This is a genomic window from Chryseobacterium sp. AC417 (genome assembly GCF_979258215.1).
The window spans coordinates 1623840-1650117 of the sequence record NZ_OZ409845.1 but is presented as its reverse complement, the minus strand read 5'-3'; the positions used below and the strand labels follow the sequence as shown (position 1 = coordinate 1650117).

Sequence of the window (26278 nt, the reverse complement as noted above, 5' to 3'; positions counted from 1 at the left end):
TAGTTTATTTTAAATTACTTCGGAATTACAATTTCGGATTGCTCACCCGTATTGGTATCCAAAATACTGATCATCATCCCCTGTCCTGTATTGGTTATCTGGAGATAAAGCGATCCGAACATATAATTGCCCGCCTGTACACCTCCCGAACCAAACTGATCCTGAAATAATTTTCTTGACAACTCACTCAGAACCTGACGATTGAGACTGTCTGTAAAATTACTCAGTGAACCGGAATTTCCCGAAAGTCCTGTAGTATCTTTATCATCAAATTGATTTTGAGCAGATGCTGAACTCAGTAACCATTGATAATTAAACGTATCTCCGCCGAATGCAGGATTGATCGGTTTATAAACAAGCTGCTGAGATTTTGCCAGAAAAATTCCTGAGAAAAACAGGAGTGTTATGATAAAAGTTTTCATGGTAATTGGTTTTTTAGTAGATGAATTCATTCTTGATGAGGTTCTTCCGGGCATTAAAATCTTTGATATACCTCAAAGTATAATCAAGCTGTTCTTTCAGATAATCTTCACTGGGACTGGTCATAAAACTGTAAACCAGTTTATCATCCATCTGAATATTGATCTGTCCGTTTGTGCCTCGTGTGGGCAATTCGGTAATCGTAATAGCAGAATTACTCTTATTAGGCATCTGACTGTACTGGATGTAAAACAGATCGTAAAAATCTTTCCCTACCTTGCTTTTCGTTTCATCAATAGTCAATCCGCTAAGTTCGAAAGCTTCTGCTTTTTCTACAGTATTTGCTGTTTGTTTAAAAAAATCCTGATTGATTTCTAAGCTATCTTTAGCCAAAAGTTTTTGGGTCTGCTCATCACGAATGTACAGGAAGGCTTTTAAAGCATCTTTTTTATCCAGATTCACGTTCATTTCAGATAAAGCTTTGCTGTCATTGGGATTAATAGAAAATTTTCCGCTTTGCTTATTATTCGAGAGATTTCCGCTTGCTCCTTTTTTAATCGAAACCAAAAGATAATTCAGTTCCTGATAGGTAGAAGTATTATTGGTAATAAAAGCTTTTATTTTTAATTGCTTTTCGACAAAATCCTTTTCAATTTTTGCAACAATTTTTTTGTCGTCCTGCCCATAAATATTTACAGACAGGAAAACAAAAAAAAATGTCCGAAATATGAATATGAAATTTTTCATCTTTGTGAATTAATAATTTCTCATAAACACAGCCATATTATCGCCTTTTACATTCAGATGCATTCCTTCTGATATGCTGTTGCTTCCTGTGATATCAACAATATTGTTATGACCTTGAGTTGTAATGGCTGTTTTTGCTTCTTTTGATGTGAAAGCATTGTTATAATATATACTGTTTTGGTCGCCAAATTGCTGAATAACAATCTGCGTTCTTGAGTTAATCTGTAATTCTGCATTATTCTGATTTCCTGCCTGAATTATTTGAGATACAGAAGATGTGGATGATAATTGTTCAGAATTTTGCATGGTAATCAGATCGATCGCCGTTTGGCTGTTGATTTGATTCCAATCTATTTGTTGCGACTTCGCCAACATCGTGGAGAGAAGTACAAGAGTAATAAATATTTTCTCAAAAATTTTCATTTTTATTTTTTTTAAAGGTACTTGAATACAGTGCCACACGAAACACGTTAAACAGTTATAGTATAAAAATCATGGTTTCCCGTTAATGCATACAGTGTTTATACGGATTGTTTATTTTACCAAAAAGGAGAAACCGAAGTCTCTCCTATTGCTAAATTTAAATTGAATGAAATTAATTTCGGTTTGAAAAATAGGTAAGAAATAAACTTCCTACTGATTTCAATTGAAAGAAATTCTCTTATTGTAATTATTGATTTACTGTAATCATATTTCCGCTACCTGCCTGCATAGAAGAGTGTAAGTTACCATTGCTCATCTGATTTACAGAAACTGCATTACTTGTACCGTTTTGAGTAACATAAGATTCGTTACCAGTTACATTAAGAGCTGATGCACCTTGGTTGATTGTAGCCGTGTTGCTGCTTCCGATCTGGTAGCTTTCTGAGGTATTTCCAGTCCCGTATTGATTAGAAACCAAAAGGTTGCTGTTTCCGTTAGATTGTTCTCCCACAGATACATTGTCGTTTCCTTGTTGATACATATCAATAAAATTTCTGTTGCTCATACCACTTGCAGTTCCGCTTTGTGAAGAACTTGCATAATTATTATTTCCGATCTGATCGATCTCAGTTCTGTTATAATTATTGCTTTGAGTAACGTAAGCTTCGTTATCATTACCGTTTTGATCAGACTCCATAGAGTTACGGTCACCGGTTTGCATTCCGTCTGCATAGTTTCTCAACCCTGTTTGATATTGTCCGGCTTCATTGCTGTTTCCTACCTGATCCAGATAAGCGTCGTTATTTCTGTTGTTTTGGCTTTGCATTGCTGAATTATATGTTCCGCCAGATTGGTTAGCAGATACCATGTTGCTGGTTCCGTTTTGATTTTGTACAATCCAAGAAGAACCTCCTGATTGTATTGCAGCGGCACTGTTTAAGTTTCCGTCCTGATTTTGCTGTACAGAATGATCATTACCCGCTTGAGTGGCAGACGCATTATTTAAATTTCCATCCTGATTTTGATTGGATGTCTGACGAGATCCTGACTGTACTAAAGAAGCATTGTTGAAATTTCCGTCCTGATTTTGATTGGCATCATGACCATTTCCTGCCTGACTTGCAGTTGCAGTGTTGAAGTTTCCGTCCTGAACCTGATCTAAATCATTCAAATACCCCACCTGAGAAGAAGTAACAGTATTAAAACTACCATCCTGTGTTTGGATAACATCATTTGCTGTGCTGTATACACCTGTTGGACGAGTATATCCTACCTGACTTTGTGAAGCGGTAGCATTGTTAAAATTACCATCCTGATTCTGAAGTATTTTAGATCTTACATCTCCACCACCCTGAGTAGCAGTAGTTGTATTGAAAGTACCATCCTGATTTTGTGCAATTTTAGACCCGTAAGAAAATTGCTGAGTTGCAGTTGCGTTGTTTCTTAAACCATCCTGATCCTGAGCTACTTCAACTCCTCCGGCTGAAAAACCCTGACCCTGTGATACAGTTGCATTATTCAATGTTCCGTTTTGAGTAGTCTGTGCCTTATTGCGTGCGCTGTTACTTCTTTGGTATACATTTACACTGTTATTGTTACCAGTCTGCGTAGAAACGTTTTCATTACCAAAAGATTGCAAACCTAGCTGTGTAACTGTTGCGGAGTTATTGTTTCCTCCCTGTGTTACTGTGTTATCACTGTTTTGAGCATAAATGAAGCCTGCTGATAAAACAACAAATGCTCCTGTTACAAATTTTTTCATGGGTAAATTTTTATTGGTTAGTGATACAAATGTAAAACTATAACAAGTCGTAAAAAGCCATCATAAAAAGGTAAATTGTAAATATCACTACATACAGTTTGTACCGTAACTGTTTTCAGTTTTGGCTGATCATTAATAACAGGTATTAATAGTTTAGGTATAAATACGTAAAAATTTTTGCTGAAAATTATCTGTTATTAATATCAATTTCTGTTCCTTTTTATAAGATATATTAGTAAATTTGAGATATGGAAAGTTTTGGAAAAGATTTATTGCAAAAAATCAAAAAAGCCCAGTTAGGAGGCGCCAATGCCCACGGAGTTTTCTCACCGCCATACCGTGAAGTCTTTACCCATAAAGAAATCTTAGAAAAAAACCCGAAATTTGCCGCCGTAAATATTGTTTTATATTTAAGAGATAATGAATGGTATTTTCCGCTCATTCTGCGTACAGAAAATGAGCGCGACAGACATAGCGGACAAATATCTTTACCGGGAGGAAAACGCGAAGAATTTGATCGGGATTTTGCAGATACAGCGATCCGCGAGACTTCAGAAGAAATCGGTTTAGAAAAACCTTATGTAAGAATTATCCGTGAGATGTCTCCCATTTACATTCCGCCCAGCAATTTTTATGTTTATCCGTACATATCATACTCAAAAAGAAATCCTGAGTTCATTTTACAGGAAAGTGAAGCCGTAGAGGTGATAGAATTTCCGATTACATCATTTTTAAATCTTCCTGATTCGCCGGAGATTATGTCTTTACCGGGAGCCGGAGGAAAAGAAGTTCCTGTAATCAATTTCAATGATTATATCATTTGGGGAGCTACAGCAATGATCCTCAGCGAATTCAGCCAGTTGATTAAAAAAATGTAACTTTGCACATATTATGTTTAATTGAAAAATGGCGAAGAAAAACATATTTACCGATTCGTTCGGCACCCCTTATTTTCTTAAAAGATTAATTATTTTTATTCTGGGGATCGTTTCTTACAGAAGATTTAATGGTTTTAATAAACTCAAAATCACCGGTACAGAAAATTTGGTAGATCTTCCTGATTCTAATGTCCTTTTCGTATCCAACCATCAGACTTACTTTGCAGACGTCGCAGCGATGTACCACGCATTCTGTGCAGTGAATAATGGATATTTAAATACCATAAAAAATCCTATTTATCTCCTTAATCCTAAAATAGATTTTTACTACGTTGCTGCCGAAGAAACCATGAATAAAGGGATTCTTCCAAAAATATTTAAAATTGCCGGCGCAGTAACCGTTAAAAGAACATGGAGAGCTGAAGGCAAAAACGTCAACAGACTAGTTGATCTTAGTGAGATTGATAATATCATGAAGGCGCTTGACAACGGCTGGGTAGCTACTTTTCCGCAGGGAACGACCGCTGCTTTTGCACAAGGCAGAAAAGGAACTGCCAAACTGGTGAAAAATCAAAGACCTATTGTTATTCCTATTAAAATAAACGGGTTCAGAAGAGCGTTTGACAAAAAAGGACTTCGTGTAAAAGTAACCGGTGTAAAGCCTACAATGGAATTTAAAAAACCTTTGGATATTGATTACGACAAAGAAAATGCACAGCAAATTCTTTTGAAAATCATGACTGCCATTGAGCAAACAGAAGATTTTAATCTACTCCATACCTACGATGAAGAATTAAAAATAAAAAAGACAGAGCAACCCAACCCATAAAAAATTAAAAAGTCATTATGAAAAAATTAATAGCAATATTATTATTAATCATGATTACTGTTTCCTGCAACAGCCAGAAAATTTATTCAGATTTTGACATCAGTTATTCTAAAAGCGGCGGTCTTTCACCTATCTACGAAAATCTATTGATCAAGGGAAATGATGTAAATTATTCTTTTGAAGGTCAGAATAAGAAAATTAAAACAAGTTTTAAACTTACCAACGAAGAATTACAGAATTTAAATCAGATTCTGACACAAAATAATTTCAGACACATTGCAGAAGATCATAAAAAGATCTATGACCGAGTTGCCATTGCCATTAATGTAAAAAAAGGAGATAACAGCGCCAATAAAACCGATGCAAGCATGATTATGCCCAAACATCAGAAAAATTGGGATCAGATTGTTACTGCTTTCCAGAATATCATCAGTAAAAACGTAAAAAACACTCAATAATTTTGAAAACACATTTCATTGCCATCGGAGGAAGCGCCATGCACAACCTCGCCATTGCGTTAAAAGATAAAGGATATGAAGTTTCAGGCTCAGATGACGCCATTTTTGAACCTTCAAAATCAAGACTTGAAAATAAAAATATTCTTCCAGAAGAATTAGGATGGTTTCCCGAAAAAATCACCTCAGATATGGATGCTATAATTCTTGGAATGCACGCTCATCAGGACAATCCCGAATTGGCAAAAGCAAAAGAACTTGGCTTAAAAATATATTCTTATCCTGAATTTCTTTACGAACAGGCAAAAAATAAAACCCGTGTTGTAATCGCAGGATCTCATGGGAAAACTACCATTACTTCAATGATTCTGCATGTTCTGAATTTCCATCAGAAAGACGTAGACTTTATGGTAGGAGCTCAGCTGGAAGGTTTCGACTGTATGGTAAAACTGACGGAAGACAATGATTTTATGGTTTTGGAAGGGGACGAATATTTGTCTTCCCCCATTGATCTGCGCTCAAAATTCTTGTTGTATCAGCCAAACATTGCTTTAATGAGCGGAATTGCATGGGATCACATCAATGTGTTCAAAACTTTTGATGATTACATTGAGCAGTTCAGAAAGTTTGTAGCAAGCATTACTCCGGGCGGAATTCTGGTGTATAATGAAGAAGACACAGAAGTAGTAAAGGTGGTAGAAAATGCGGAAAATTATTTCAGAAAAATACCTTACAAAACTCCGGAATATGAGCTTAATGACGGAAAAGTATATCTAAAAACTGAAATGGGTAACATCCCTCTTTCTGTTTTTGGAGCGCATAATCTTCTGAATCTTGAAGGTGCAAGAAATATCTGTCATCATCTGGGAATTATGGATGAAGAATTTTACGATGCCATCATGAGTTTCAAAGGTGCTTCAAAACGTCTTGAAAAAGTTGAAAGACCGGATAATGGAATTTTATATAAAGATTTTGCACACGCTCCAAGTAAAGTAAAAGCTGTGGTGAAAGCGTTTTGCGAGCAATTTAAAAATCAAAGAAAATACGGTTTTCTTGAGCTACACACTTATTCAAGTTTAAACCCTGTGTTCTTAGAACAATACGATCATGCAATGGACGGATTGGATGAAGCGATCGTTTTCTATTCTGAAGATGCTTTGAAAATTAAGAGAATGGAACCAATTTCTCCCGATTTAATCAAAGAAAAATTTAAAAACGAAAACTTAAAAGTTTTTACCAATGCAGAAGAACTTCATGCATATTGGGATTCATTAGATAAAACGCAAGGTGTTTTTATGATGATGAGCTCGGGCAATTTTGGCGGATTGGATTTAACGAAATAAAATAGATCAAAAAAAATAAAAAACTCCTTTTCTGATTGAAAAGGAGTTTTTTTGTCTTAAATATCTGCCACAGCATTCAGCATTTTCTCTTCCCAGGCCGGATCTTTCGGATCGAAAAACAGTCTTTTATCTGTGTTCAGAGAACGAACAATATTCATTTCATCCTCAGTTAATTCAAAATCAAAAACATTGAAGTTTTCCTCAATTCGGGACGGTGTTACAGATTTTGGAATCACACAGAAACCCTCCTGCAAATGCCATCTTAAAATCACCTGAGCAACGGTTTTATCATATTGTTCAGCAATTGATTTCAATTCCGAGTTATTCAGTAATTCTTCGTTTCCATTTCCAAGCGGGCTCCATGGTTGGGTCACAATATTATTTTCTCTGTTGTAAACCTGCAATTCATTCTGTTGGAAAATGGGGTGCAATTCAATTTGGTTGACTACAGGTAGTATTTTTGAATTTGATTTCAGTTCCTCTAGTTTTTCTACCGTAAAATTACAGACTCCGATTGCTTTTATTTTCCCTTCACTGTACAATTCTTCCATCGCTTTCCAAGCTCCCAAAAAGTCTCCGAACGGCCAATGTATCAAATACATATCCAGATAATCGAGCTGTAATCGGTCTAAAGTTCTCTGAAATGCGCTTTTTGCTTTTTCATAGGTGAAATCCTGAACCCATAATTTTGAAGTGATAAATAAATCTTCTCTGTTTACACCACTGTTCTTGATGGCATTTCCGACACCAATTTCATTTTGATAAATTGCAGCCGTGTCAATCATTCTGTAACCAGTGTGGATTGCTTTGATTACGGTATCTTCACAAACTTTCTGATCTTCTATTTGCCAAACTCCAAAGCCAAGAGCAGGAATTTCAACATCATTATTCAGTTTAATGACTGGTTGATTGGGGTAAGTTTTATTTTGCATAATTCTAGTTGTTTCGTAATTTAATATTATTAATTAAAGTATATTTTTTTCATATCAGTCCTTAGGTTATTCAGATTTTGTACCAAAAAAATTGTCATATCTTCTTCATATAGAGTTTAGCTCATCATTTTTCTGAACAAACTTTTAATATGATCAATCTCAGTTTGATACATTGTTTTTTTTCTGCAGCCGAAGTACAAAGTGTTTTCTAATTTTTTACCACCTTCCCAAATCAGTTTCACCTCACCATTTTCCAGTTCATTTTTACATAAAAAATCAGGCACGACCGCCAAACCTGTTCCGCCCTTCAGACAACGGATGATTGAATTCAGATTAGGTACGATATAATTGGGTCTGAACTTAGGTTTATGCCCAAAATTCATCAGCCAGAACTGAAAAAGATGCTCCATATCTCCTGTAGTTCCGTACCATTTTTCCTGTTTCAGCCAATCTTCAATTTTTTGGAGATCTTTCGTTTTTAAAACCTGATTAAAACTTTCTGTATCCATGTTTTTTCCGCCAATTAAAATTATTTGTTCAGACGAAAAAGCTTCGTGCAAAATATTGGGCGAAGTTCCTTTTTTTGGAGTAATAATTAAATCCAGAATACCTTTATCCAGCTGGTCAAGCATTTCAGGATATTGCCCAAAACCAATAATTAAGTTAAAATCTAAAGATGAAACATATTGCTCTAAGGTTGTCTGAAAAGTCTCAAAACACATTCCTACACTAATCGTCGGTGTGCTTTTTTCGGTAGATTTCTGAAAGTTTTTTTCTACTTCTTCAAGTTTTGTTAAATGTTCCGAAACTGCGTTAAATAAAACTTTTCCTCTCTCGGTCGGAATCATTTTTCTTCCGGTCCGGTCGAATAATTTATACCCTACATACGCTTCCAGAGAACCAAGATGCAAACTCACTCCGGGTTGTGAAATGAAAAGCGACTCTGCAGCTCCGGTTAATGTTCCGGTTTTATAAATCGCTTTAAAAGTTCTGTACCATTCTAAATTGACCATAGAATTTTAATTTTAAAATGAACTCGTTGACTTGCATTTTCACTTCGCAAGTTAAGAGTTAGTTTTTAATAATTGATATTTATAGTATTATAATTATAATACAAAGGTATAATTTATACTATTTTTATTATACATATCCCTGTTATAACTTTGCAGTATAAAATTTAAACATTTACCAAAATGAAAAAAATACTGATCATAAACGCCGGGCAAAATTTCGGACATTCCGGAGGAAAATACAATCAGACAATTGCAGAAAACACTTTGGAAGCTTTGAAGCCTTTTGAAAATATTGATATAAGAATCTCGAATATCAGTGAGGGTTATGATAAAAATGCAGAAGTTGAAAAATTCGTTTGGGCAGATTACATCGTTTATCACACTCCAATCTGGTGGTTTCAGTTACCCAATGGTTTCAAGAAATATATTGACGAAGTTTTCACAGCCGGTCACGCAAAAGGAATCTACATGAGCGACGGAAGATCTTCAGACAATCCGAAAATCAATTACGGAACAGGTGGAATGTTAATGGGCAGAAAATACATGCTTACCACAAGCTGGAATGCACCGGAAACCGCTTTTACACTTCCCGGAGAGTTTTTTAATGAAACAAGTGTTGACGACGGACCTTTGTTTGGTTTCCACAGAATGAATGCATTTATTTCTTTAGAAAAATTAGAAAGTTTTCACTTCCATGATGTAGAGAAAAATGCGGATATCGAACGTGATATGAAACTGTACAGAGAGCATGTAAAAAATGTTTTTGAAAAAGAATTACAACCACAATTTGCCTCATGAAAATTTATTTAACAGCCATCATAAAAGCGAAAGAAGAATACCAAACTGAAGTTTCGCAAGTTCTTCAAAACATGGTTGTACAGACCAGAAAAGAGGAAGCTTGAGAATTGTATACGCTTCACCAAGGAATTGAAGACAAAAATCAATTTATTTTTCTATGAAATCTGGAAAAGTGAAGAAGGTTTAGAAAAACACAATCAGCAACCATATATTCAAGATTTTGTTTCTTTGATTGATGAAAAATTACAGGAAAAATCACAGATTTATAAAACTCATCGTATTTAAACAAAAAAACCACTTTTCAGAATTGAAAAGTGGTTTTTTAATACTGATTTTAATTTTTTCCAACCGGCAAATGGGTGCTGATCGCAATCCTGTTCCATGCATTGATGGTTACTATTGCCATGATAATTTCTACAATCTGCTTTTCGTCATAAACCTGTTTTGCCTTATAATAAGTTTCTTCAGACAATCCTTTTTGGTGAATTAAAGTAATTTCTTCTGTCATCTCAAGAAGAAGTTGCTCTTCTTCGGTATACAATTTTTTCGCTTCTCTCCAAGCGCTCAATACAAAAATTCTTTGCGGGGTTTCTCCATATTTTATAGCATCTTTCGTATGCATATCGAGGCAAAAAGCACATGCATTAATCTGTGAAGCTCTGATCTTTATTAATTCTTTTTGAATATGGTTGAGCGAAATATTCTGAAGATAACCTTCAAGCCCTATCATAGCTTTGTAAGCTGCTGAATCTGTGTTTTCGATGTTTACTCGTGTACTCATTTTGTTTGTTTTAAATTTCTGATACAAAGGTCAGTCATTCAAACATCAAAAATCTTAAACTGGTTTAAGAACGTAATTTCGCTCTTATTTCGCTCAGATATTCCGGAGTAAAACCCAAAAATGAAGCCAGTAAATATTGCGGAATTCTCTGTATAAACCAAGGATAAAATGTACTGAAGTGAATATAGTATTCTTCTTTATTCATTTCATAGATGTAGCGGATTCTTTTCTCGGCTGCAGCATAAGCACGCTGATAAACCATTCTGAAATATCGTTCCATTGTTGGGTGTTTTTCAAGTAAAAGTTCCTGAGATTGGAAATCTATGACCACAATTTCCGATTTTTCAACCGCCTGTATATTAAACTGAGATTTCACTTGTTGTTCGAATGCGAAATTATCAGCAATCCACCAGTTTTCGATGGCAAATTCTGTAGTTTGCTCTACCCCTTTTTCATTGATGAAGAACTTTCTGAGGCAACCTTTTAAAACAAAATATTTAAACTTACAAACCTCACCTTCTGACATCAGATTTTCTTTTTTATTGACCTCCAAAACCTGAAAGTAAGAAAATATTGAAGCAAATTCTTCGTCACTTATTTTGATAAATTTATCTAAATGTGCTTTGAAAGTTTCCATTTTTGAAATTGTATAACCAAACTTAACTTTATTTTTTTAGTTTTACAATCACAAAACAATAATTATGGAAATCGTTGCTAAAATACTCATCGCCGTTGTCGCTTTAGAACATTTATACATTCTCTGGATGGAAATGTTTGCCTGGGAAACCAAAGGAAAAGAAGTTTTTAAATCGGCTTTACCTGCTGAATTATTTAAACCCACAAAAGGTTTAGCCGCAAATCAGGGATTATATAATGGTTTTCTTGCAGCCGGTCTGATCTGGTCGTTCTTTATTGAAGACGAAAAGTGGCAAACAAATATTGCTTTATTTTTCTTGGGATGTGTTGCGATTGCAGGAATTTACGGTGCTATTTCTGCGACAAAGAAAATATTTTTTGTTCAGGCGCTACCTGCTATTTTAGCGATTGTTGCGGTTTTGTTGAAGTAAATCACCTATTTCAAATCAATATAAAGTTTGTCATTTCTCACGTTTAAAGACTAGAAATTTCCAACAACTTCTTCTTCATTTTTTCAGGTTTAAACTCTCCTTCATGGTAATACACCAACTCCTGATTTTCATTTAAAATAATCCACAATGGATAAACAGGTTGGTTTTTATTTTTAGACAAAGCCAAAGCCAACTCATGAATTCCGGAATTTCCGTTAGGCAAATAATTGAATTCTTTTCCCTGAAAATGGATCTTATCTTTTGTTTTCTCCGCTTCGAAGTTGATGAAATAAAATTTTTCCTTGATCAGTTTAACTAAATCTTTGTCTTTATTGATGTTATAAGATTCGATCTTACAAACGGAACACCAATCGGTATACAAATGAATAATAATTGGTTTTTTATTCTCTTTCTGTATTTTTTCAAAATCTGAAAAAGTACCTGTTTTCATCTGCGAAAGATAAAAATCAGGCACTAAAAATAATACTAAAAAAAATACTAACCTTTTCATTTTAAATTATATTTCACTCCTAGAAAACCTCTTATTCTCTGCATAGAAGCATACCCATACGTTGTATCAAAACTATAGTTGTTCGGATTATTAATGGGATCATCTACATTTTTATCGAACGGATCAAACGGTCGCATCAACGGATCTTTCGGAGTAAAATTGAACAGATTTTTCACACCACAATACACTTCAAAACCAGAATCAAAACTTTTTGAAACCTGAATATTGGCCAAAGAAAACAGTGGAGAATATTCCGGACGGTAATCGTTGGGTAAAACAGGAAGTCGCATGGGTCCATAGAATTGTCCTGTAAAATCTATTGCAAGATTATTTGAGAATTTGTAGGTTAAATTATATGTTCCACTCCATTTTGGGGCATGAAGTTGTCGGGATTTTTCTTTTTCTCCATCAAATTTTTGATAAACATCCAAATAAGTAACTCCCAGATTTACACTTAACGGAAAATTAAAACTGAAATCAATATTCATTGAAGCCCCTCGGGAAATTCCATAGCCCTTAAGATTATCATAAATAATTTTATCGGGTTCAGAATCAAAATCACCGACAATTTTATTGCTGAAATAGGTATAAAATGCAGACGCATCTACATTAATCAATCGGTCGCCGGCAGTAATTTTCCAGACATAATTTAAATTTCCGTTGATCGATTTTTCTGGTTTTAAATTAGATTGAATGACCACTTCACGAGAACCCGTCAAAGCTGCGTGATCTTCTGTAAATAAATTCACAACTCTGAAACCTGTTCCAAAATTAAATCTTAAAGTGTGATAAGGATTCGGAGAAAACTTCCATGCAAAACGGGGCGAGTGAACAGAGTGGTGAATCTTATCATAATCAAAACGGTAACCCACCAACAACGTGTTTTTTTCATTAATTTCCCATTGATCCTGAATAAATGCTCCGAAAATAGGAGATCTCATCGGTTCGTTCGTAAATCCGTCTGCAGACAAAGTTCCGGGAGTACTGTCGTCATAAAAGGTTTTTTTGAAAGTGGCGCCCAAAATCAAATCATGATTTCCCAATTTTTTGTCCCAATACGTCTGTGCAAAAGCCACTTTTTGTGTCGCATCAAAAGGATTGCTTCCATAAAAAGAATTTTGATCATGAAAATTATAAGAAAATTGTGTTACAATATTTTCTTTCATCGGCCATTGATACATCCCGAACGCCTCTACCCTGTTGGTGTAAACACTTTCTCCATATACCTCATTGCTTCCACGATAAGATTTGTTCCATTGCATTTCTCCGCCAAAACGGTCTTCGTATAAGTATCTCAAGGCAAAACTTGCCAAGCGGTTGTCTTTCCGCTGGAAATTCCATTTATTAAAAACTGAAATTCTGTTTTGAAGCGCAGCGTCTGTGAAATTGTCTTTATTCTGATCTGTTTTTTCATTGAAATTAAAATAATTTAAACTCAGTAATGAAGCTACATTTTTACCTACATTGAATTTTGTAGAAAGATCAATGTTATTTTCAGCCCAGCTTGTGGTCATCAGATTGACACTCAGTTTTGGTGCTGTCAATGCGTTTTTTGTAATAATATTGATAACGCCGCCCATCGCTTCAGAACCGTATAAAGATGACGCAGGACCTTTCACCACTTCAATTCTTTCAATAAGACTGTTGGGGATTCCACTTAAACCATAAACTGTTGAAAGCGAGCTTACAATCGGCATTCCGTCAATTAAAATCATAGTATAAGGACCTTCCAGACCATTGATGTGAATATCTCCGGTATTACAAACCGAACAGTTCAGTTGCGGCTGCACTCCATTGACCATTGCGATGGCTTCAAAAACACTTGGTGTAGGGTTTTTCTGGAAAAATTTCTGAGTGTAAATTTCTACTGCGACCGGACTTTTTGATTTACTGACCGGTTTAAGTGTTCCCGTAATCACTACATCGTCAATCACTTTTATTCTTTCCTTTTTTTCCGGAACTTTTACTGAATCAGATTTTTTATTTATATCCAAACTATCCGTTTCCTGAGAGAAACAGAAACCCGAAAAAAGTATAGAAAAAAAGAATATTCGCTTCATGAAATTAAAATTGTTAGACAAAGCTAACAATTATTTTTGAATACCAAAACTAAATGATCAAAGTCGTTGAATTAAAATTCAGAAGAAATGATTAAATTTGAGAAAATATAAAGGTAAAATGAGATATCACCAATCAGGGAACATCCCTCAGAAACGGCATACGATTTTTAAATCACCTGAAGACAAATTTTATTACGAACAACTATTTGGTACAGAAGGCTTTCACGGTATTTCTTCTCTGCTGTACCATGTTCACCGTCCTACGCAAATCAAATCAATTGGCGTAGCCAAAGATGTTACTCCAAAAATTGCGGTTGACAAAAACGTGACACCAAGAATGTTTAAAGGCATGAATGTGACGCCTGAAGACGATTTTTTGGACAGCAGAAAGTTTCTTTTGGTCAACAATGATCTGAAAATGGGATTGGCGAAACCAAGAAAATCGATGGATTACTTTTATAAGAACGCCGAATGTGACGAACTTTTATTCATCCACGAAGGGAGCGGAATTTTAAAAACATTTGTAGGAAATCTTGAATTTTCTGTTGGGGATTATTTGATCATACCGCGCGGAACAATCTATCAGGTTGAATTACAATCTGAAAATACGGTGTTTTTTGTGTTGGAAAGTCATTCTCCTATTTATACACCGAAGCGTTACAGAAACGAATTTGGTCAATTGTTGGAGCATTCGCCGTTTTGCGAAAGGGATATTATTGCCCCAACTTTTGTAGAGCCAAGAGACGAAAAAGGAGAATTTTTGATTAAAGTAAAAAAAGAAAATCAGATTACCGATTTCATCTACGCAACGCATCCATTCGATGTTGTGGGTTGGGACGGATATTTTTATCCTTATAAATTTAACATTAAAAACTTCGAGCCGATTACAGGAAGAGTTCATCAACCGCCACCGGTTCATCAGAATTTTGAAGCACACAACTTTGTGGTTTGTTCGTTCTGCGCAAGAATGTACGATTATCATCCGTTGGCAATTCCTGCACCTTACAATCACTCGAATATTGATTCTGACGAAGTTTTATTTTATACAGAAGGCGATTTTATGAGCCGAAATCATATCGATTTAATGGATTTCACTCTTCATCCGGGAGGCATTGTGCACGGACCTCATCCGGGAGCAATGGAAAGAAGCATCGGGAAAAAATTCACTGAAGAATATGCAGTGATGGTTGATCCATTCCGTCCTTTGAAAATCACTGAAGAAGCGATGAAAGTGGAAGATCCTACTTATAAAACTTCTTGGCTGGAAAGTGAAGATCATAGTTTGGAAGATCGTTCACAGGAGTAATTGATAAATTACCTAAAAAATTTAATAAAGGACTGAATGCATTGCATTGGGTCCTTTTTTCTTAGTTGACAAACTAAACATGACAAATGTTTTCAAAAAGAGAGACTGAAGATTAGATTAAATTTAAACATTATGAGCTATCTTTAAAGTATAAAATAATAGGTAAGACATCCATAAAAAATCTTAATATGTATAATTATATAAGTGCAGAAGAAGCTGTATACACTGTAAAAAGTGGAAACCGAATATTTTTTCACGGAAGTGCATGTACTCCGAATCATTTAATCGATGAATTGGCGAGACAATCTCACAGACTTGAAAATGTAGAAATGGTTTCTATAACTCAACAAGGAAATGTAGAGATAGCAAAACCCGAGTATAAAAACAGTTTCTTTGTTAATTCTCTTTTTGTTTCTACTCCCGTAAGAGACGCTGTAAACTCTGAAAGAGGAGACTTTGTACCTGTTTTTTTAAGTGAAATTCCTATCTTGTTCAGAAATAATATTTTACCGCTGGATGTAGCATTAATTACAGTTTCACCACCCGACAAACACGGTTTTTGTACATTAGGAACTTCTGTAGATGTTGCAAGAGCGGCTGTAGATACTGCAAAACTGGTCGTGGCCATCGTAAATCCTTTAATGCCAAGAACGCATGGCGACGGTATGATTCACATCAGTAAAATCCATAAATTGGTTTGGCATGAAGAAGAACTTCCTACCGTTGATTACGGTGCAAAAGTAGGCGCCGAGGAAATGTTGGTAGGGAAAAATGTAGCCGAACTCATAGATGATAAATCTACTTTACAGATGGGTATAGGAACAATTCCTGATGCTGTTTTAAAATGCTTGGGAAACCACAAAGATTTGGGTGTCCACACAGAAATGCTGAGCGATGGTGTGATAGATTTAATACAAAATGATGTCATCAATAATAAATACAAGGGCTATAATGACAATAAAACAGTTACCAGTTTCTGTTTCGGAACCAAAAAACTTTATGATTATGTAGATGACAATACGGTTTTTGCATTTAATGATGTTAGCAATGTGAATTTCCCTATCAACATCATGCGCAATAAGAAAATGGTTGCTATCAATTCTGCTATTGAAATTGATCTCACCGGACAGGTTTGCGCAGATTCTATCGGAACTTTACAGTACAGCGGAATTGGCGGACAGATGGATTTCATGCGTGGAGCCGCTTTGAGTGAAGGCGGAAAACCCATCATTGCTATTACTTCCAGAACCAAAAGAGGAGTTTCCAGAATTGTTCCATTTCTAAAACAGGGAGCAGGAGTTGTAACAACAAGAGGACATATTCATTGGGTTGTTACAGAATACGGAACTGCCTATCTGTATGGAAAAAATCTGCGTCAGAGAGCGCAGGAACTCATCAGTATCGCACATCCGGATGATAGAGAAATGCTGGAAAGAGCTGCGAACGAAAGATTTAAACTTTAACATTATTTCACATTTTTTAGGCAAGAAAAAGATGTACATTTATTTCTGATAATTAACGAATCACCAACAAATGGTGTATTCGGTAATGTATTTGAAAAAAATTCTTGAAAAAAATAACACATTTGAAAACGATATATAATTCTATAAAAGAGGAGGTAAGAAAAAATATTAAAGTAAGAGATTCTGTTCTGGGGAACGTAAATGATTGGAAAAGGAGTCATTATATTATACTCTCAGAAATCATCAAAAAAGAGCTTGCCCAGTCTGAGCAACTGAAAAAAGAAAAGATTTTTGAATTGGGAAATACCATTTCACACATTACGCTGCAACGTTTTTTTGAAAATGATTATCAGGATAAAACCCATAACGATCTCCGCTTTTTGAAAACACTGGATAAAATCTGCATTTTTTTAGGGTTTAAAGATCTCAGCTGCTATATACATCATAATAAAGAAAATTTCGCTATTGTTGGATATGAACTGACAGGGGGTGAATTTACAACTGATATTGCATACAATTACTGTTCAAAAGTTTTCGAGTTATATAAAAATTTTCCCACCCTGAAATTGGAACTGTTTAAAGATTTAGTTTTTGATAAATCACCGTTTTTAGAAAGAGCAACATCATTCTCCAGAGAACTTTGTGATAGAAATTTCGAATTGGTTACCAAAAACAATCGTTCAAATTTTGAGGTATTTGATATCAATATCATCACTGATGAACCCGATAAAAAGATTTTGGAAACTCAGGAATTTTGGAATCTTCTTTTCAAAGTAGGAGAATCCGGAGAAGAACATTTTGTAAATCAATTAAATACACAAATTTATTTCATCCGTAAAATTGATAATGTGTGGAAGATTTGGGATAATTACAATCCTGATGCAGGAAGATTAAATAATAAAAAATAAAAGCCGCAAAAAATTACAGCTTTCATTGTCTGAAATAATATTTCTTATCATTTGTGATTTATTATACAAATGTAGAAAACATATCAAAATAACAATAAACTTAAGTATACTTAACTGAACTTTAATATTCTGTAACGATAATACAATCGTCTGCACATCAATAATGTTTTTTAATTATTTATCAGAATTTCGTAATTTGCAAACTATAAAATAAAAGTAAAATAGAAAATATGTCAACACTTACATTTGCCGAAAAAATTGCTCAGGCGGAGAACTTTTTGCCGATCAACGGTACAGATTATATTGAATTTTATGTGGGAAATGCCAAACAGGCTGCTCATTTTTATAAGACTGCATTTGGTTTTCAGTCTTTAGCTTACGCAGGACCTGAAACTGGTGTAAGAGACAGATCATCGTATGTTCTTCAACAGGGAAAGATAAGATTGATCTTAACCACAGGTTTAAAATCTGAATCGCCAATCAGTGAGCATGTAAAAAAGCATGGTGACGGAGTGAAAATTTTGGCACTTTGGGTTGATGACGCATATTCAGCATTCGAAGAGACCACTAAAAGAGGAGGAAAACCATATTTAGAACCTGTAACTTTAACTGATGAGTACGGCGAAGTAAGAATGTCCGGAATATATACATACGGAGAAACCGTTCATATGTTTATTGAAAGAAAAAATTATTCTGGTGCTTTCATGCCCGGTTATCAAAAATGGGAAAGTGCTTACAACCCTGAAGAAGCAGGATTGCTTTATGTTGACCACTGTGTAGGAAACGTTGGCTGGGACAGAATGATCCCTACTGTTGAATGGTATGAGAAAGTAATGGGATTTGTAAATATTCTATCTTTTGACGATAAGCAAATCAACACAGAATATTCTGCACTGATGTCTAAAGTAATGTCAAACGGAAACGGTTTTGCAAAATTCCCGATCAACGAGCCGGCAGAAGGAAAGAAAAAATCGCAGGTTGAAGAATACCTGGATTTTTACGAAGGTGAAGGTGTACAACATATCGCAGTTGCAACAAAAGACATTATCCGCACAGTAACCGAACTTAAAAAACGTGGTGTAGAATTCCTTTCTGCTCCACCGGAGGCATATTACGAATTGGTTCCTGAAAGAGTAGGTCATATTGATGAAGATCTTAAGAGACTTCAGGATTTAGGAATTCTGATTGACCATGATGAAGAAGGTTATTTACTACAAATCTTTACAAAACCTGTAGAAGACCGTCCTACCCTTTTCTTTGAAATCATTGAAAGACATGGTGCACAAAGTTTCGGTGCTGGTAATTTCAAAGCACTTTTCGAAGCTCTGGAAAAAGAACAGGAAAAAAGAGGTAATCTTTAATTTTCAAATCAACTATAGAGTTTTGTCAGGATGCAGATCTTGACAAAACTTTTTTATAAACACAAGCTTATGAGAAAAGTAATCATTACAATTATTTTATTTGCCAGTATCGGATTACAGGCGCAAAACTATGGTGGGATCAATGAGATCCTTCGTCGTCTTGAAGAAAGAAAAGGCATTAATCAAAATCTGGAAAACGTAAGTATTGACAACAAAAAATTTGTTCTTATCAAAGATTTCGCAGATCATACAGAGCGCAGCTTTATTGTACTGAAAGGAAAAGATGCTACATACATAGAAATGTTCGATGATAAAACAACCGGACAAAGTACATCCAATGTTTTTTCGGGAGATATTATCAGAAAAAAGAATATCATTTCTTTAAGAGCGGATAAACTTGAAAATAAAAAGATACCAATTCCTGTTTCAAAAACACTTCTTTTAACAAAGCAGAAGGAAATCATTTATCTGATCGATATCAATTCCAGGGACCGATGGATTGATGAAGAATCTTACACTAAAAAATCAAAATAATAACGCCTAAAAGACTACTTTTAAACTCAAAACCTCAAACTATGCATATTATGAAATCATTTGTAGAATATCATTCAGATTCAGACTTTTCAATACATAACATTCCTTTCGGAGTTGCCGTATTTAACAAAGAATTTATCGCCTGTTGTACAAGAATCGGTGATCAGGTAGTTGATCTTGCTCTATTATACGACCTTTCGTATTTTGATGAAATTGCAGGGTTAGACGAAAATGTTTTCGAAGCATATACTTTAAATGAATTCATCGAATTAGGAAAACCTGTAACCAATGCAGTCCGTCTTAAAATTCAGGAATTATTGCTCGATGGTTCTATCTTATCTAAAGATGAAAAAACCATTGAAGATGCTTTTTACGACCTGGATCAGGTTAAAATGATTATGCCGGTTCATATTCCTAATTATACAGATTTTTACAGCAGTATCGAGCACGCAACCAATGTTGGAAAAATGTTCAGAGATCCGGCAAACGCTCTGCTTCCAAACTGGAAACATCTTCCTGTAGGTTATCATGGAAGAGCTTCATCCATCGTAGTTTCAGGAACAGACATCAACCGTCCTAAAGGTCAGATGAAACCTGCCGATGCAGACAAACCTGTTTTCGGACCTTGCAAACAACTTGATTTTGAACTAGAAATGGCTTTCATCATCAATCAGAATACCGAAATGGGAGAAAGCGTATCGACAAAAGAGGCGGAAAACGCAATATTCGGGATGGTGGTTTTCAATGACTGGTCAGCAAGAGATATTCAGTCTTGGGAATATGTTCCTCTGGGACCGTTTTTAGCCAAAAATTTCGGTTCATCTATTTCTCCGTGGGTTGTTACGTTAGAAGCTTTAGAGCCATTCAGAACAGCATCTCCTACGCAAGATCCTGAAGTTTTAGACTATTTAAAATTTGAAGGAGATAAAAATTACGACATCAATCTTGAAGTCTATATTCAGCCTGAAAACGGAGAACAAAATCTGATCTCTGAAAGCAATTACAAATATATGTACTGGAATATGACGCAGCAATTGGCTCATCATACCGTAAACGGCTGTAATCTGGAAGTTGGCGATTTGTATGCAAGCGGAACGATCTCAGGAAACGATCCGAAATCTTATGGTTCAATGCTTGAATTAACTTGGAGAGGCCAAAACCCTATCACTCTAAACAACGGACAGGAAAGAAAATTCATTGAAGATAACGACACCGTTACCATGAAAGCCTGGGCTGAAAAAGAGGGCGTAAGAGTTGGTTTCGGAGAAGTTTCAGGGAAAATTATTCCGACCAAGTAAATTTATTACAAAACGTTCATCTAACAGTCACCGAATTTGAGGGGGCTTAATCAAAAAATAATGTTTAAAAACTTTTAAGTTTTAGATAAAAAATGAAAACAGTACTTCCATCAGAAATAACTCCCGTACAACTGCAAACCATCATGCAAACAGCCGTTTCACCACGACCAATTGCATTGGCTTCTACAATTGACAAAGACGGAAACAGCAATTTGTCTCCTTTCAGTTTTTTCAATATGTTCAGTACGGTTCCACCGATTTTAATTTTCTCGCCTTCAAGAAGAGTTCGGGATAATACTACGAAACATACTTTACAAAACGTTCTTGAAGTTCCGGAAGTTGTTATAGGAACGGTTAATTTTCCAATCGTACAGCAAATTTCTTTAGCATCAACAGAATATGGTGATGACGTGAATGAATTTATAAAATCCGGATTAACCATGAAAGATGCAGATTTGATTCAACCAAAATTAATCGAAGAATGCCCCGTAAATTTTGAATGTCAGGTTTTAGAAGTAAAATCTTTGGGAGATCAAGGTGGTGCAGGAAATCTGGTTATTTGTGAGGTAAAAAAAATTCATATAAGGGAAGAATATCTCAATGAAGAAGGAAATTTAGATCAGGCGAAATTAGACATGGTTGCCCGTCTTGGTGGAAACTGGTATTCTAGAAACAATGACAACAATCTTTTTGAAGTTCCAAAGCCATTGGTCACAAAGGGAATTGGTTTTGATCGGCTTCCTGATGCAATAAAATACAGCAAAGTATTCACAGGAAACGATTTGGGAATGTTGGCAAATGTTGAAATTTTACCATCTGAAAATTGTTCTGATGATGAAAACATCCATCTCGAAGCTCAGAAATTATTGCTGGAAAGTAAGATAGATGATGCCTGGAATTTATTAATTAAATAATTTTAAAAATTAAAAGGAGTGAAAATTTTCACTCCTTTTTTTATTCCTTAATGCAAAACATTTAGTAGCAACATTGCCAACGTCCATTTGCATTCTGACTTTCTGTGCCAAAATTAGGAGAAGCACATGGAGGTACAAGACATCTACCAGATCCATCACTAAAATAGTCGCTAAAACAACCACTTAATGTACATTGCAATACTTTGTCTCCTCCCGAAATGTGTTTTTGAGCTTCTCTGCTTAATTTCTGAGCATTTTTTAAATTTAATTTTTTCATAATTACTTGTTATAAAGTTTGTTATTGGTATTTACGAAGTTATCAAAAAAATTAAATATTTCAACTAAAATTGAAAAATATATTTTGTGATTTGAAAACTACATTTTTTCACGAATAAATTCAATACATTTTCCGACAACTAAATTTAAATCTTCGGGCAAATTATCGTCTTCCCAAGGTTCTTTTGCTCCAAAAGTATGATTGGCATTTTCAACTAAAAACAATTCACTATTGGGATTCAGAATATGAAGATGTTCAGAATTCTTCAATTTCACAGACTCGTCTGAAGTACCATGAATAATCAAAACATGCGCTTTTGCCATCTCCATAGAACGTTCAACATCAAAACGATGCGGATTATTTGCAAAATCTTCATAGAATTGATAATAATGAGGCATCTGCTGTTTTGTTCTCGCATTTTCCACGTAATAAACACCGTTATTTTGCCACTCTGTCAGACTCTCACCTTTAGGAAATCGTTCAAGATTATCAACACTTGCCAAAGTAATCAAACCATTGATTCTCATATCTTCGCAGGTTTTAACAATAGAAATTCCTCCTCCCCGACTATGTCCGAGCAAAATTATTCTTTGGTCATCCACTTTTGGATCTTTGATGAAATGATCTATAACAAATCCTAAATCTGAAAGTTCTTTTGAATAATTATTGTTCCCAAAAGATTCCAGATCATCAAATTCATTCGGATTTACAATAGTAGTTCCATTATAAGAAAAATTGAATTTGACGAAGAAAAAACCTGCTTCTGCAAATTTTTCAGCCATCAAATTCCACGCACCCCAATCTTTATATCCTTTATAACCATGAACGAAAATCACCAAAGGAATTTTATTTTCTGATTCCGGATAATAAGCATCGGCAAGAAAATCTTTGGTTTCAGGGTTTGAAATAATGATATTTTTATTTTTGACAATGTTCATAATTTTTTATTTTTGAATTTAGGTAAATCTCGCAGAATTATTGACTTATAAAATTTGTAAAAATAATTTCAATCCTAAAAATAACACAAATACAATTAAACACAAACTAAAATCTTATTTTTGCGTTATGTTAGATTTACGAACGGTTACCGTCATGCGTTACATTCTTCCGCTTCGGGAAGGCGGTTCACTGCCTGCTTTGGCAGAAGCTGATGATGATTTTAAATATGTATTAAAATTTCGTGGCGCAGGTCATGGAGTTAAAATGCTCATCTCAGAACTCCTAGGCGGGAAAATAGCCGAAGCTTTGGGATTGCCGATTCCTGAGCTGGTTTTTGCGAACCTTGATGTAGATTTCGGAAGAACAGAAGCTGATGAAGAAATTCAGGATTTGCTTAAGTTTTCTGAAGGCCTCAATTTGGGTTTGCACTATCTTTCAGAATCAATTGCATATGATTCCAGTATCAAAGTTGACCCTTTTCTTGCATCAAAAATTGTATGGCTGGATGCTTTTATCACCAACATCGACCGTACTTTTAAGAACACCAATCTTCTGATGTGGCATAAAGAATTGTGGGTGATTGATAACGGTGCATCTTTTTACTTCCATCATTCCTGGCAGAATTTTGACACGGCAGCAAAAACTCCATTTAAATATGTGAAAGACCATGTTCTACTTCCACAGGCTACGAAATTAGATGAAGCTGAAAAATTTGCTCACGAGGTTTTAAATGATGAGATTTTCAGAGAAATTGTAAATCTTATACCACAAGATTGGCTGCATTGGGACGATGCAGAAGAAGGTCCGGATGAAATTCGTGAGGTTTATTTTAACTTTATGAAAACCCGATTAGAAAATTCGCAAATCTTTGTAAACGAAGCCAGAAATGCAAGAGGATAAAATATACGAATACGCCGTGATACGATTGGTACCAAAGGTTGAAAGAGAAGAATTTTTCAACATCGGGCTGATTATGTTTTCAAAAAGAGAAAAATTTATTCGTGTAGCGTTTTATCTGTGTCCGGATAAATTTAAACTCATCAAAAGCAAATTGGATTATGACGACATCATTCAAAATTTAGAAAGTTTCCGGAAAATAGCCATTGGTGAAAAAGACGCAGGACCGGTTGCCCAAATGGAAATTCCGGAACGGTTTCGGTGGTTAACTGCAGTAAGGAGCGCAGTTGTACAGACTTCCAGACCTCATCCCGGAAAATCTAAAGATCTGGAAAAGACTTTTGGTAAACTTTTTGTGGAGTTAGTAAAATAATACGTTTCAATATTTTTAATTATGATTTCAGCAACAAAAAATATACATATCAACAGGTTTTTTCTAAACCTGTTTTTTATTTTCTTTTTTTCAGCTTCCATTTTCTCACAAACATCAAAGAGTGCTTTACTTCAGGAGAAAACTTCAGTTCTTGAGAATATTACATACAAAAAGGATAGCAAAGGCAAAAATTTACAATTGGATATGTACAGACCAAAAAATTCTGCTAATGAAAAATTGCCTGTTGTGATTTTTTTACATGGAGGTGCATGGGCATTGGGAGATAAAGTAATTACTCCCGATAATTATATTGAGCAGACCATTTTAAAACTTACTGAAAAAAATTATGCAGTTTTAAGTGTCAATTATCGTTTGGTGAGTGAAGATGTTCATTTTCCCGGCCCGGTTGAAGATTCTAAAGATGCGGTAAAATGGGTGAGAAAAAATGCTGATCGATATGGTTTTGATTCAGAAAACATCGGTTACTGGGGAGTTTCGGCGGGTGCACATCTTTCATTACTTTCTGCATATACTCCCGACAGTGAGTTTGTGGGCGATCCTGATCTTTCAGAATATTCAGGAAAAGTAAATTATGTAGTGGATAATTTCGGACCGACTGATATCAACAGGCTTCTCCACACCAGAGCGCCAAAGCCTTTATTATTCATCGTTGGTTTAATTTCGAAAAAAATCATTGATATCAGAACCAATATTGCGAAAGGAATGACTGGCTACGATATCAAAACTGAAAGAAAAAAAGTAATTGAATTCAGTAAAACAATTTCTCCTCTTTATTACACTCAAAATACTGTTCCTACCTTAATTCTTCATGGTGACAAAGACAAAGTTGCTCCGATAAGGCATTCAAAAAGATTAAACAAGATGTTGAATAAAGCAGGAACGGAGCATTTTTTTATTGTGGTAAAAAAAGGTAATCACGGATTTAAAGACACCGACACTGTTTATCAAAACGAACTTAATAATGCGATGGTTGATTTTATTATTTCACAGAAGAAATAAATACTAAAAACGTATATAAAAAACAAAATTTCAAAATATCTATTTTTTCTTCACTGTCTCAATCCTTTTAATTTCATTTAAAAGCAACGGAAAAGCAGGATGAGCCATTCCGCCATGATCGAAACCGCCGAGTTCGTATAAAACTGTTTCTTTATGACCTTTCAGCTTCATCATTCTCCACAGGTAAGCGTTTTCCTCATATCTTCCGAGCAGTTCTTTCTCCCGATCACCTGTAATCAAAAGCAAAGGCGGTGCATCTGAGCGAATAAAATGCAGTGGCGCCATTTCATCAATTCTGGCGTCAAGCTCATCAATTCCTTTTTCTTTTCTTGTGGTAAAATGGGAAATCATTTGTCCGCTAAACGGGATAATTCCGGCTAATTTGTTGGCATCAATTTTATATTTCCCTAAATAAGATTTATCCAGACCAACCATGATTGCAAGATAACCTCCTGCAGAATGTCCGGTAATAAAAATCAACTCTTCACTTCCTCCGTATTTTTTGATATTATTAAAAACCCATGCAGTTGCTGCAGCGGCATCTTCAATATATTTGGGAGCATTTACTTTTGGTGACAATCTATAATTTACACCAATCACGGCAATTCCTTTATTTTTTAATTCTTCAGGAATATCTTTTTGTCCGCCAGTCAGACCTCCTCCGTGAAACCAGATTATCGTTGGGAAATTCTTTACATTTTTTGGAACATACACATCTAAAACACACCTTTCATTAATATAAATATCAGATTGATTGGTTTTCTCATCGTAATAATGAACATTGGAAATAGTCTGATACTCCTGAGAAAAATATGGAAATGAAAACAGGAAAACAGATAGGATGACAAGGATTTTTTTCATTCTTAAAATTTATTGAAATCTAAAGATAGGAATTTACGTAAAAATGAGCTTCAGTAATTAAACATTCAAAAAAGAAAAACGGATTCAAAAAAATTGAATCCGCTTTGA

29 protein-coding genes are annotated in these 26278 nt (G+C 35.0%); 16 read left to right on the top strand and 13 right to left on the bottom strand.

The window, feature by feature from the left end; all coding sequences use genetic code 11:
• Positions 1-14: 14 nt before the first annotated feature.
• From ACZZ9T_RS08025 to ACZZ9T_RS08010, 4 genes are all read right to left on the bottom strand, one after another.
• Positions 15-422: a curli production assembly/transport component CsgF gene (locus tag ACZZ9T_RS08025; RefSeq protein ID WP_463441636.1), complete on the bottom strand. Its 408-nt coding sequence runs from the start codon at positions 420-422 to the stop codon at positions 15-17.
• A 13-nt stretch (positions 423-435) separates the two neighbouring features.
• Positions 436-1167 (bottom strand): CsgE family curli-type amyloid fiber assembly protein, encoded by a 732-nt coding sequence (locus ACZZ9T_RS08020; protein WP_463441635.1) that lies wholly within the window; start codon positions 1165-1167, stop codon positions 436-438.
• Between the two features lie 9 nt (positions 1168-1176).
• Entirely contained in the window at positions 1177-1590 is a 414-nt protein-coding gene (locus ACZZ9T_RS08015; RefSeq protein WP_463441634.1) for a hypothetical protein, read from the bottom strand.
• Positions 1591-1837: 247 nt separating this feature from the next.
• On the bottom strand, positions 1838-3352 hold the full coding sequence (locus ACZZ9T_RS08010) for a beta strand repeat-containing protein (protein ID WP_463441633.1): 1515 nt from the start codon (positions 3350-3352) through the stop codon (positions 1838-1840).
• Between the two features lie 248 nt (positions 3353-3600).
• Between ACZZ9T_RS08010 and ACZZ9T_RS08005 the strand changes: the two genes are divergently transcribed.
• From ACZZ9T_RS08005 to ACZZ9T_RS07990, 4 genes are read left to right on the top strand one after another with little or no spacing between them, the layout of a single operon-like run.
• Complete coding sequence (locus ACZZ9T_RS08005) at positions 3601-4230, top strand: NUDIX hydrolase (protein WP_463431141.1); 630 nt, start codon at positions 3601-3603, stop codon at positions 4228-4230.
• A gap of 28 nt (positions 4231-4258) precedes the next feature.
• Positions 4259-5059, top strand: coding sequence for a lysophospholipid acyltransferase family protein (locus ACZZ9T_RS08000; protein WP_463431139.1), 801 nt, complete (start codon positions 4259-4261; stop codon positions 5057-5059).
• A 17-nt stretch (positions 5060-5076) separates the two neighbouring features.
• The gene (locus ACZZ9T_RS07995) at positions 5077-5517 is read left to right on the top strand and encodes a hypothetical protein (protein WP_463441632.1); all 441 of its coding nucleotides are present in this window, start codon (positions 5077-5079) and stop codon (positions 5515-5517) included.
• Positions 5518-5519: 2 nt separating this feature from the next.
• Complete coding sequence (locus ACZZ9T_RS07990; RefSeq protein ID WP_463441631.1) at positions 5520-6857, top strand: UDP-N-acetylmuramate--L-alanine ligase; 1338 nt, start codon at positions 5520-5522, stop codon at positions 6855-6857.
• A 56-nt stretch (positions 6858-6913) separates the two neighbouring features.
• On the opposite strand, the gene ACZZ9T_RS07985 is transcribed toward ACZZ9T_RS07990, so the two are convergent.
• Entirely contained in the window at positions 6914-7789 is an 876-nt protein-coding gene (locus ACZZ9T_RS07985; RefSeq protein ID WP_463441630.1) for an aldo/keto reductase, read from the bottom strand.
• Between the two features lie 116 nt (positions 7790-7905).
• Positions 7906-8802 carry a LysR family transcriptional regulator gene (locus ACZZ9T_RS07980; protein ID WP_463441629.1) on the bottom strand — a complete coding sequence of 299 codons (897 nt, stop codon included), beginning with the start codon at positions 8800-8802 and terminating at the stop codon, positions 7906-7908.
• Between the two features lie 180 nt (positions 8803-8982).
• Here ACZZ9T_RS07980 and ACZZ9T_RS07975 point away from each other — a divergent pair, with 180 nt between their 5' ends.
• A complete protein-coding gene (locus tag ACZZ9T_RS07975) occupies positions 8983-9600 on the top strand; it encodes an NAD(P)H-dependent oxidoreductase (protein ID WP_463441628.1) in 618 nt (205 codons plus the stop codon).
• 334 nt (positions 9601-9934) lie between these two features.
• On the opposite strand, the gene ACZZ9T_RS07970 is transcribed toward ACZZ9T_RS07975, so the two are convergent.
• Together ACZZ9T_RS07970 and ACZZ9T_RS07965 are read right to left on the bottom strand one after the other, a co-directional pair.
• Positions 9935-10381: a carboxymuconolactone decarboxylase family protein gene (locus tag ACZZ9T_RS07970; RefSeq protein WP_463441627.1), complete on the bottom strand. Its 447-nt coding sequence runs from the start codon at positions 10379-10381 to the stop codon at positions 9935-9937.
• 64 nt (positions 10382-10445) lie between these two features.
• Positions 10446-11018: a Crp/Fnr family transcriptional regulator gene (locus ACZZ9T_RS07965; protein WP_463431122.1), complete on the bottom strand. Its 573-nt coding sequence runs from the start codon at positions 11016-11018 to the stop codon at positions 10446-10448.
• Between the two features lie 64 nt (positions 11019-11082).
• On the opposite strand from ACZZ9T_RS07965, the gene ACZZ9T_RS07960 reads away from it, so the two are divergent.
• A complete protein-coding gene (locus ACZZ9T_RS07960; RefSeq protein ID WP_463441626.1) occupies positions 11083-11448 on the top strand; it encodes a DUF1304 domain-containing protein in 366 nt (121 codons plus the stop codon).
• A gap of 43 nt (positions 11449-11491) precedes the next feature.
• On the opposite strand, the gene ACZZ9T_RS07955 is transcribed toward ACZZ9T_RS07960, so the two are convergent.
• Both ACZZ9T_RS07955 and ACZZ9T_RS07950 read right to left on the bottom strand, forming a co-directional pair.
• Positions 11492-11959: a thioredoxin fold domain-containing protein gene (locus ACZZ9T_RS07955; protein ID WP_463441625.1), complete on the bottom strand. Its 468-nt coding sequence runs from the start codon at positions 11957-11959 to the stop codon at positions 11492-11494.
• Positions 11956-14019 (bottom strand): TonB-dependent receptor plug domain-containing protein, encoded by a 2064-nt coding sequence (locus ACZZ9T_RS07950; protein WP_463441624.1) that lies wholly within the window; start codon positions 14017-14019, stop codon positions 11956-11958. The genes ACZZ9T_RS07955 and ACZZ9T_RS07950 overlap by 4 nt, the downstream gene beginning before the upstream one ends.
• Positions 14020-14137: 118 nt before the next feature.
• On the opposite strand from ACZZ9T_RS07950, the gene ACZZ9T_RS07945 reads away from it, so the two are divergent.
• The 7 genes from ACZZ9T_RS07945 to ACZZ9T_RS07915 all read left to right on the top strand — a co-directional run bounded on the left by ACZZ9T_RS07945 (position 14138) and on the right by ACZZ9T_RS07915 (position 21803).
• Positions 14138-15325, top strand: a complete 1188-nt coding sequence (locus ACZZ9T_RS07945) for a homogentisate 1,2-dioxygenase (protein ID WP_463441623.1) — start codon at positions 14138-14140, stop codon at positions 15323-15325.
• A 188-nt stretch (positions 15326-15513) separates the two neighbouring features.
• Positions 15514-16788 (top strand): acetyl-CoA hydrolase/transferase family protein, encoded by a 1275-nt coding sequence (locus ACZZ9T_RS07940; protein ID WP_463431112.1) that lies wholly within the window; start codon positions 15514-15516, stop codon positions 16786-16788.
• A gap of 122 nt (positions 16789-16910) precedes the next feature.
• Positions 16911-17696, top strand: a complete 786-nt coding sequence (locus tag ACZZ9T_RS07935) for a hypothetical protein (RefSeq protein WP_463441622.1) — start codon at positions 16911-16913, stop codon at positions 17694-17696.
• A gap of 230 nt (positions 17697-17926) precedes the next feature.
• Entirely contained in the window at positions 17927-19057 is a 1131-nt protein-coding gene (gene hppD / locus ACZZ9T_RS07930; RefSeq protein ID WP_463441621.1) for a 4-hydroxyphenylpyruvate dioxygenase, read from the top strand.
• A 69-nt stretch (positions 19058-19126) separates the two neighbouring features.
• A complete protein-coding gene (locus ACZZ9T_RS07925) occupies positions 19127-19591 on the top strand; it encodes a hypothetical protein (protein ID WP_463441620.1) in 465 nt (154 codons plus the stop codon).
• A gap of 50 nt (positions 19592-19641) precedes the next feature.
• Entirely contained in the window at positions 19642-20889 is a 1248-nt protein-coding gene (gene fahA / locus ACZZ9T_RS07920) for a fumarylacetoacetase (protein ID WP_463441619.1), read from the top strand.
• A 92-nt stretch (positions 20890-20981) separates the two neighbouring features.
• Positions 20982-21803 (top strand): flavin reductase family protein, encoded by an 822-nt coding sequence (locus tag ACZZ9T_RS07915; protein WP_463441618.1) that lies wholly within the window; start codon positions 20982-20984, stop codon positions 21801-21803.
• A 61-nt stretch (positions 21804-21864) separates the two neighbouring features.
• Here the strand turns inward: ACZZ9T_RS07915 and ACZZ9T_RS07910 are convergent, their stop codons facing one another.
• Both ACZZ9T_RS07910 and ACZZ9T_RS07905 read right to left on the bottom strand, forming a co-directional pair.
• Complete coding sequence (locus ACZZ9T_RS07910; protein WP_463441617.1) at positions 21865-22080, bottom strand: hypothetical protein; 216 nt, start codon at positions 22078-22080, stop codon at positions 21865-21867.
• A 98-nt stretch (positions 22081-22178) separates the two neighbouring features.
• A complete protein-coding gene (locus ACZZ9T_RS07905) occupies positions 22179-23018 on the bottom strand; it encodes an alpha/beta hydrolase family protein (protein WP_463441616.1) in 840 nt (279 codons plus the stop codon).
• 127 nt (positions 23019-23145) lie between these two features.
• Between ACZZ9T_RS07905 and ACZZ9T_RS07900 the strand changes: the two genes are divergently transcribed.
• Genes ACZZ9T_RS07900 through ACZZ9T_RS07890 form a run of 3 tightly spaced genes read left to right on the top strand, consistent with a single transcriptional unit; the run spans position 23146 to position 25309 of the window.
• On the top strand, positions 23146-23919 hold the full coding sequence (locus tag ACZZ9T_RS07900) for a HipA family kinase (RefSeq protein ID WP_463441615.1): 774 nt from the start codon (positions 23146-23148) through the stop codon (positions 23917-23919).
• Positions 23906-24289 (top strand): DUF3037 domain-containing protein, encoded by a 384-nt coding sequence (locus tag ACZZ9T_RS07895; protein ID WP_463441614.1) that lies wholly within the window; start codon positions 23906-23908, stop codon positions 24287-24289. The genes ACZZ9T_RS07900 and ACZZ9T_RS07895 overlap by 14 nt, the downstream gene beginning before the upstream one ends.
• A gap of 21 nt (positions 24290-24310) precedes the next feature.
• Complete coding sequence (locus tag ACZZ9T_RS07890) at positions 24311-25309, top strand: alpha/beta hydrolase fold domain-containing protein (protein ID WP_463441613.1); 999 nt, start codon at positions 24311-24313, stop codon at positions 25307-25309.
• A gap of 39 nt (positions 25310-25348) precedes the next feature.
• Here the strand turns inward: ACZZ9T_RS07890 and ACZZ9T_RS07885 are convergent, their stop codons facing one another.
• Entirely contained in the window at positions 25349-26170 is an 822-nt protein-coding gene (locus ACZZ9T_RS07885) for an alpha/beta hydrolase (protein ID WP_463441612.1), read from the bottom strand.
• Between the last annotated feature and the right edge of the window lie 108 nt (positions 26171-26278).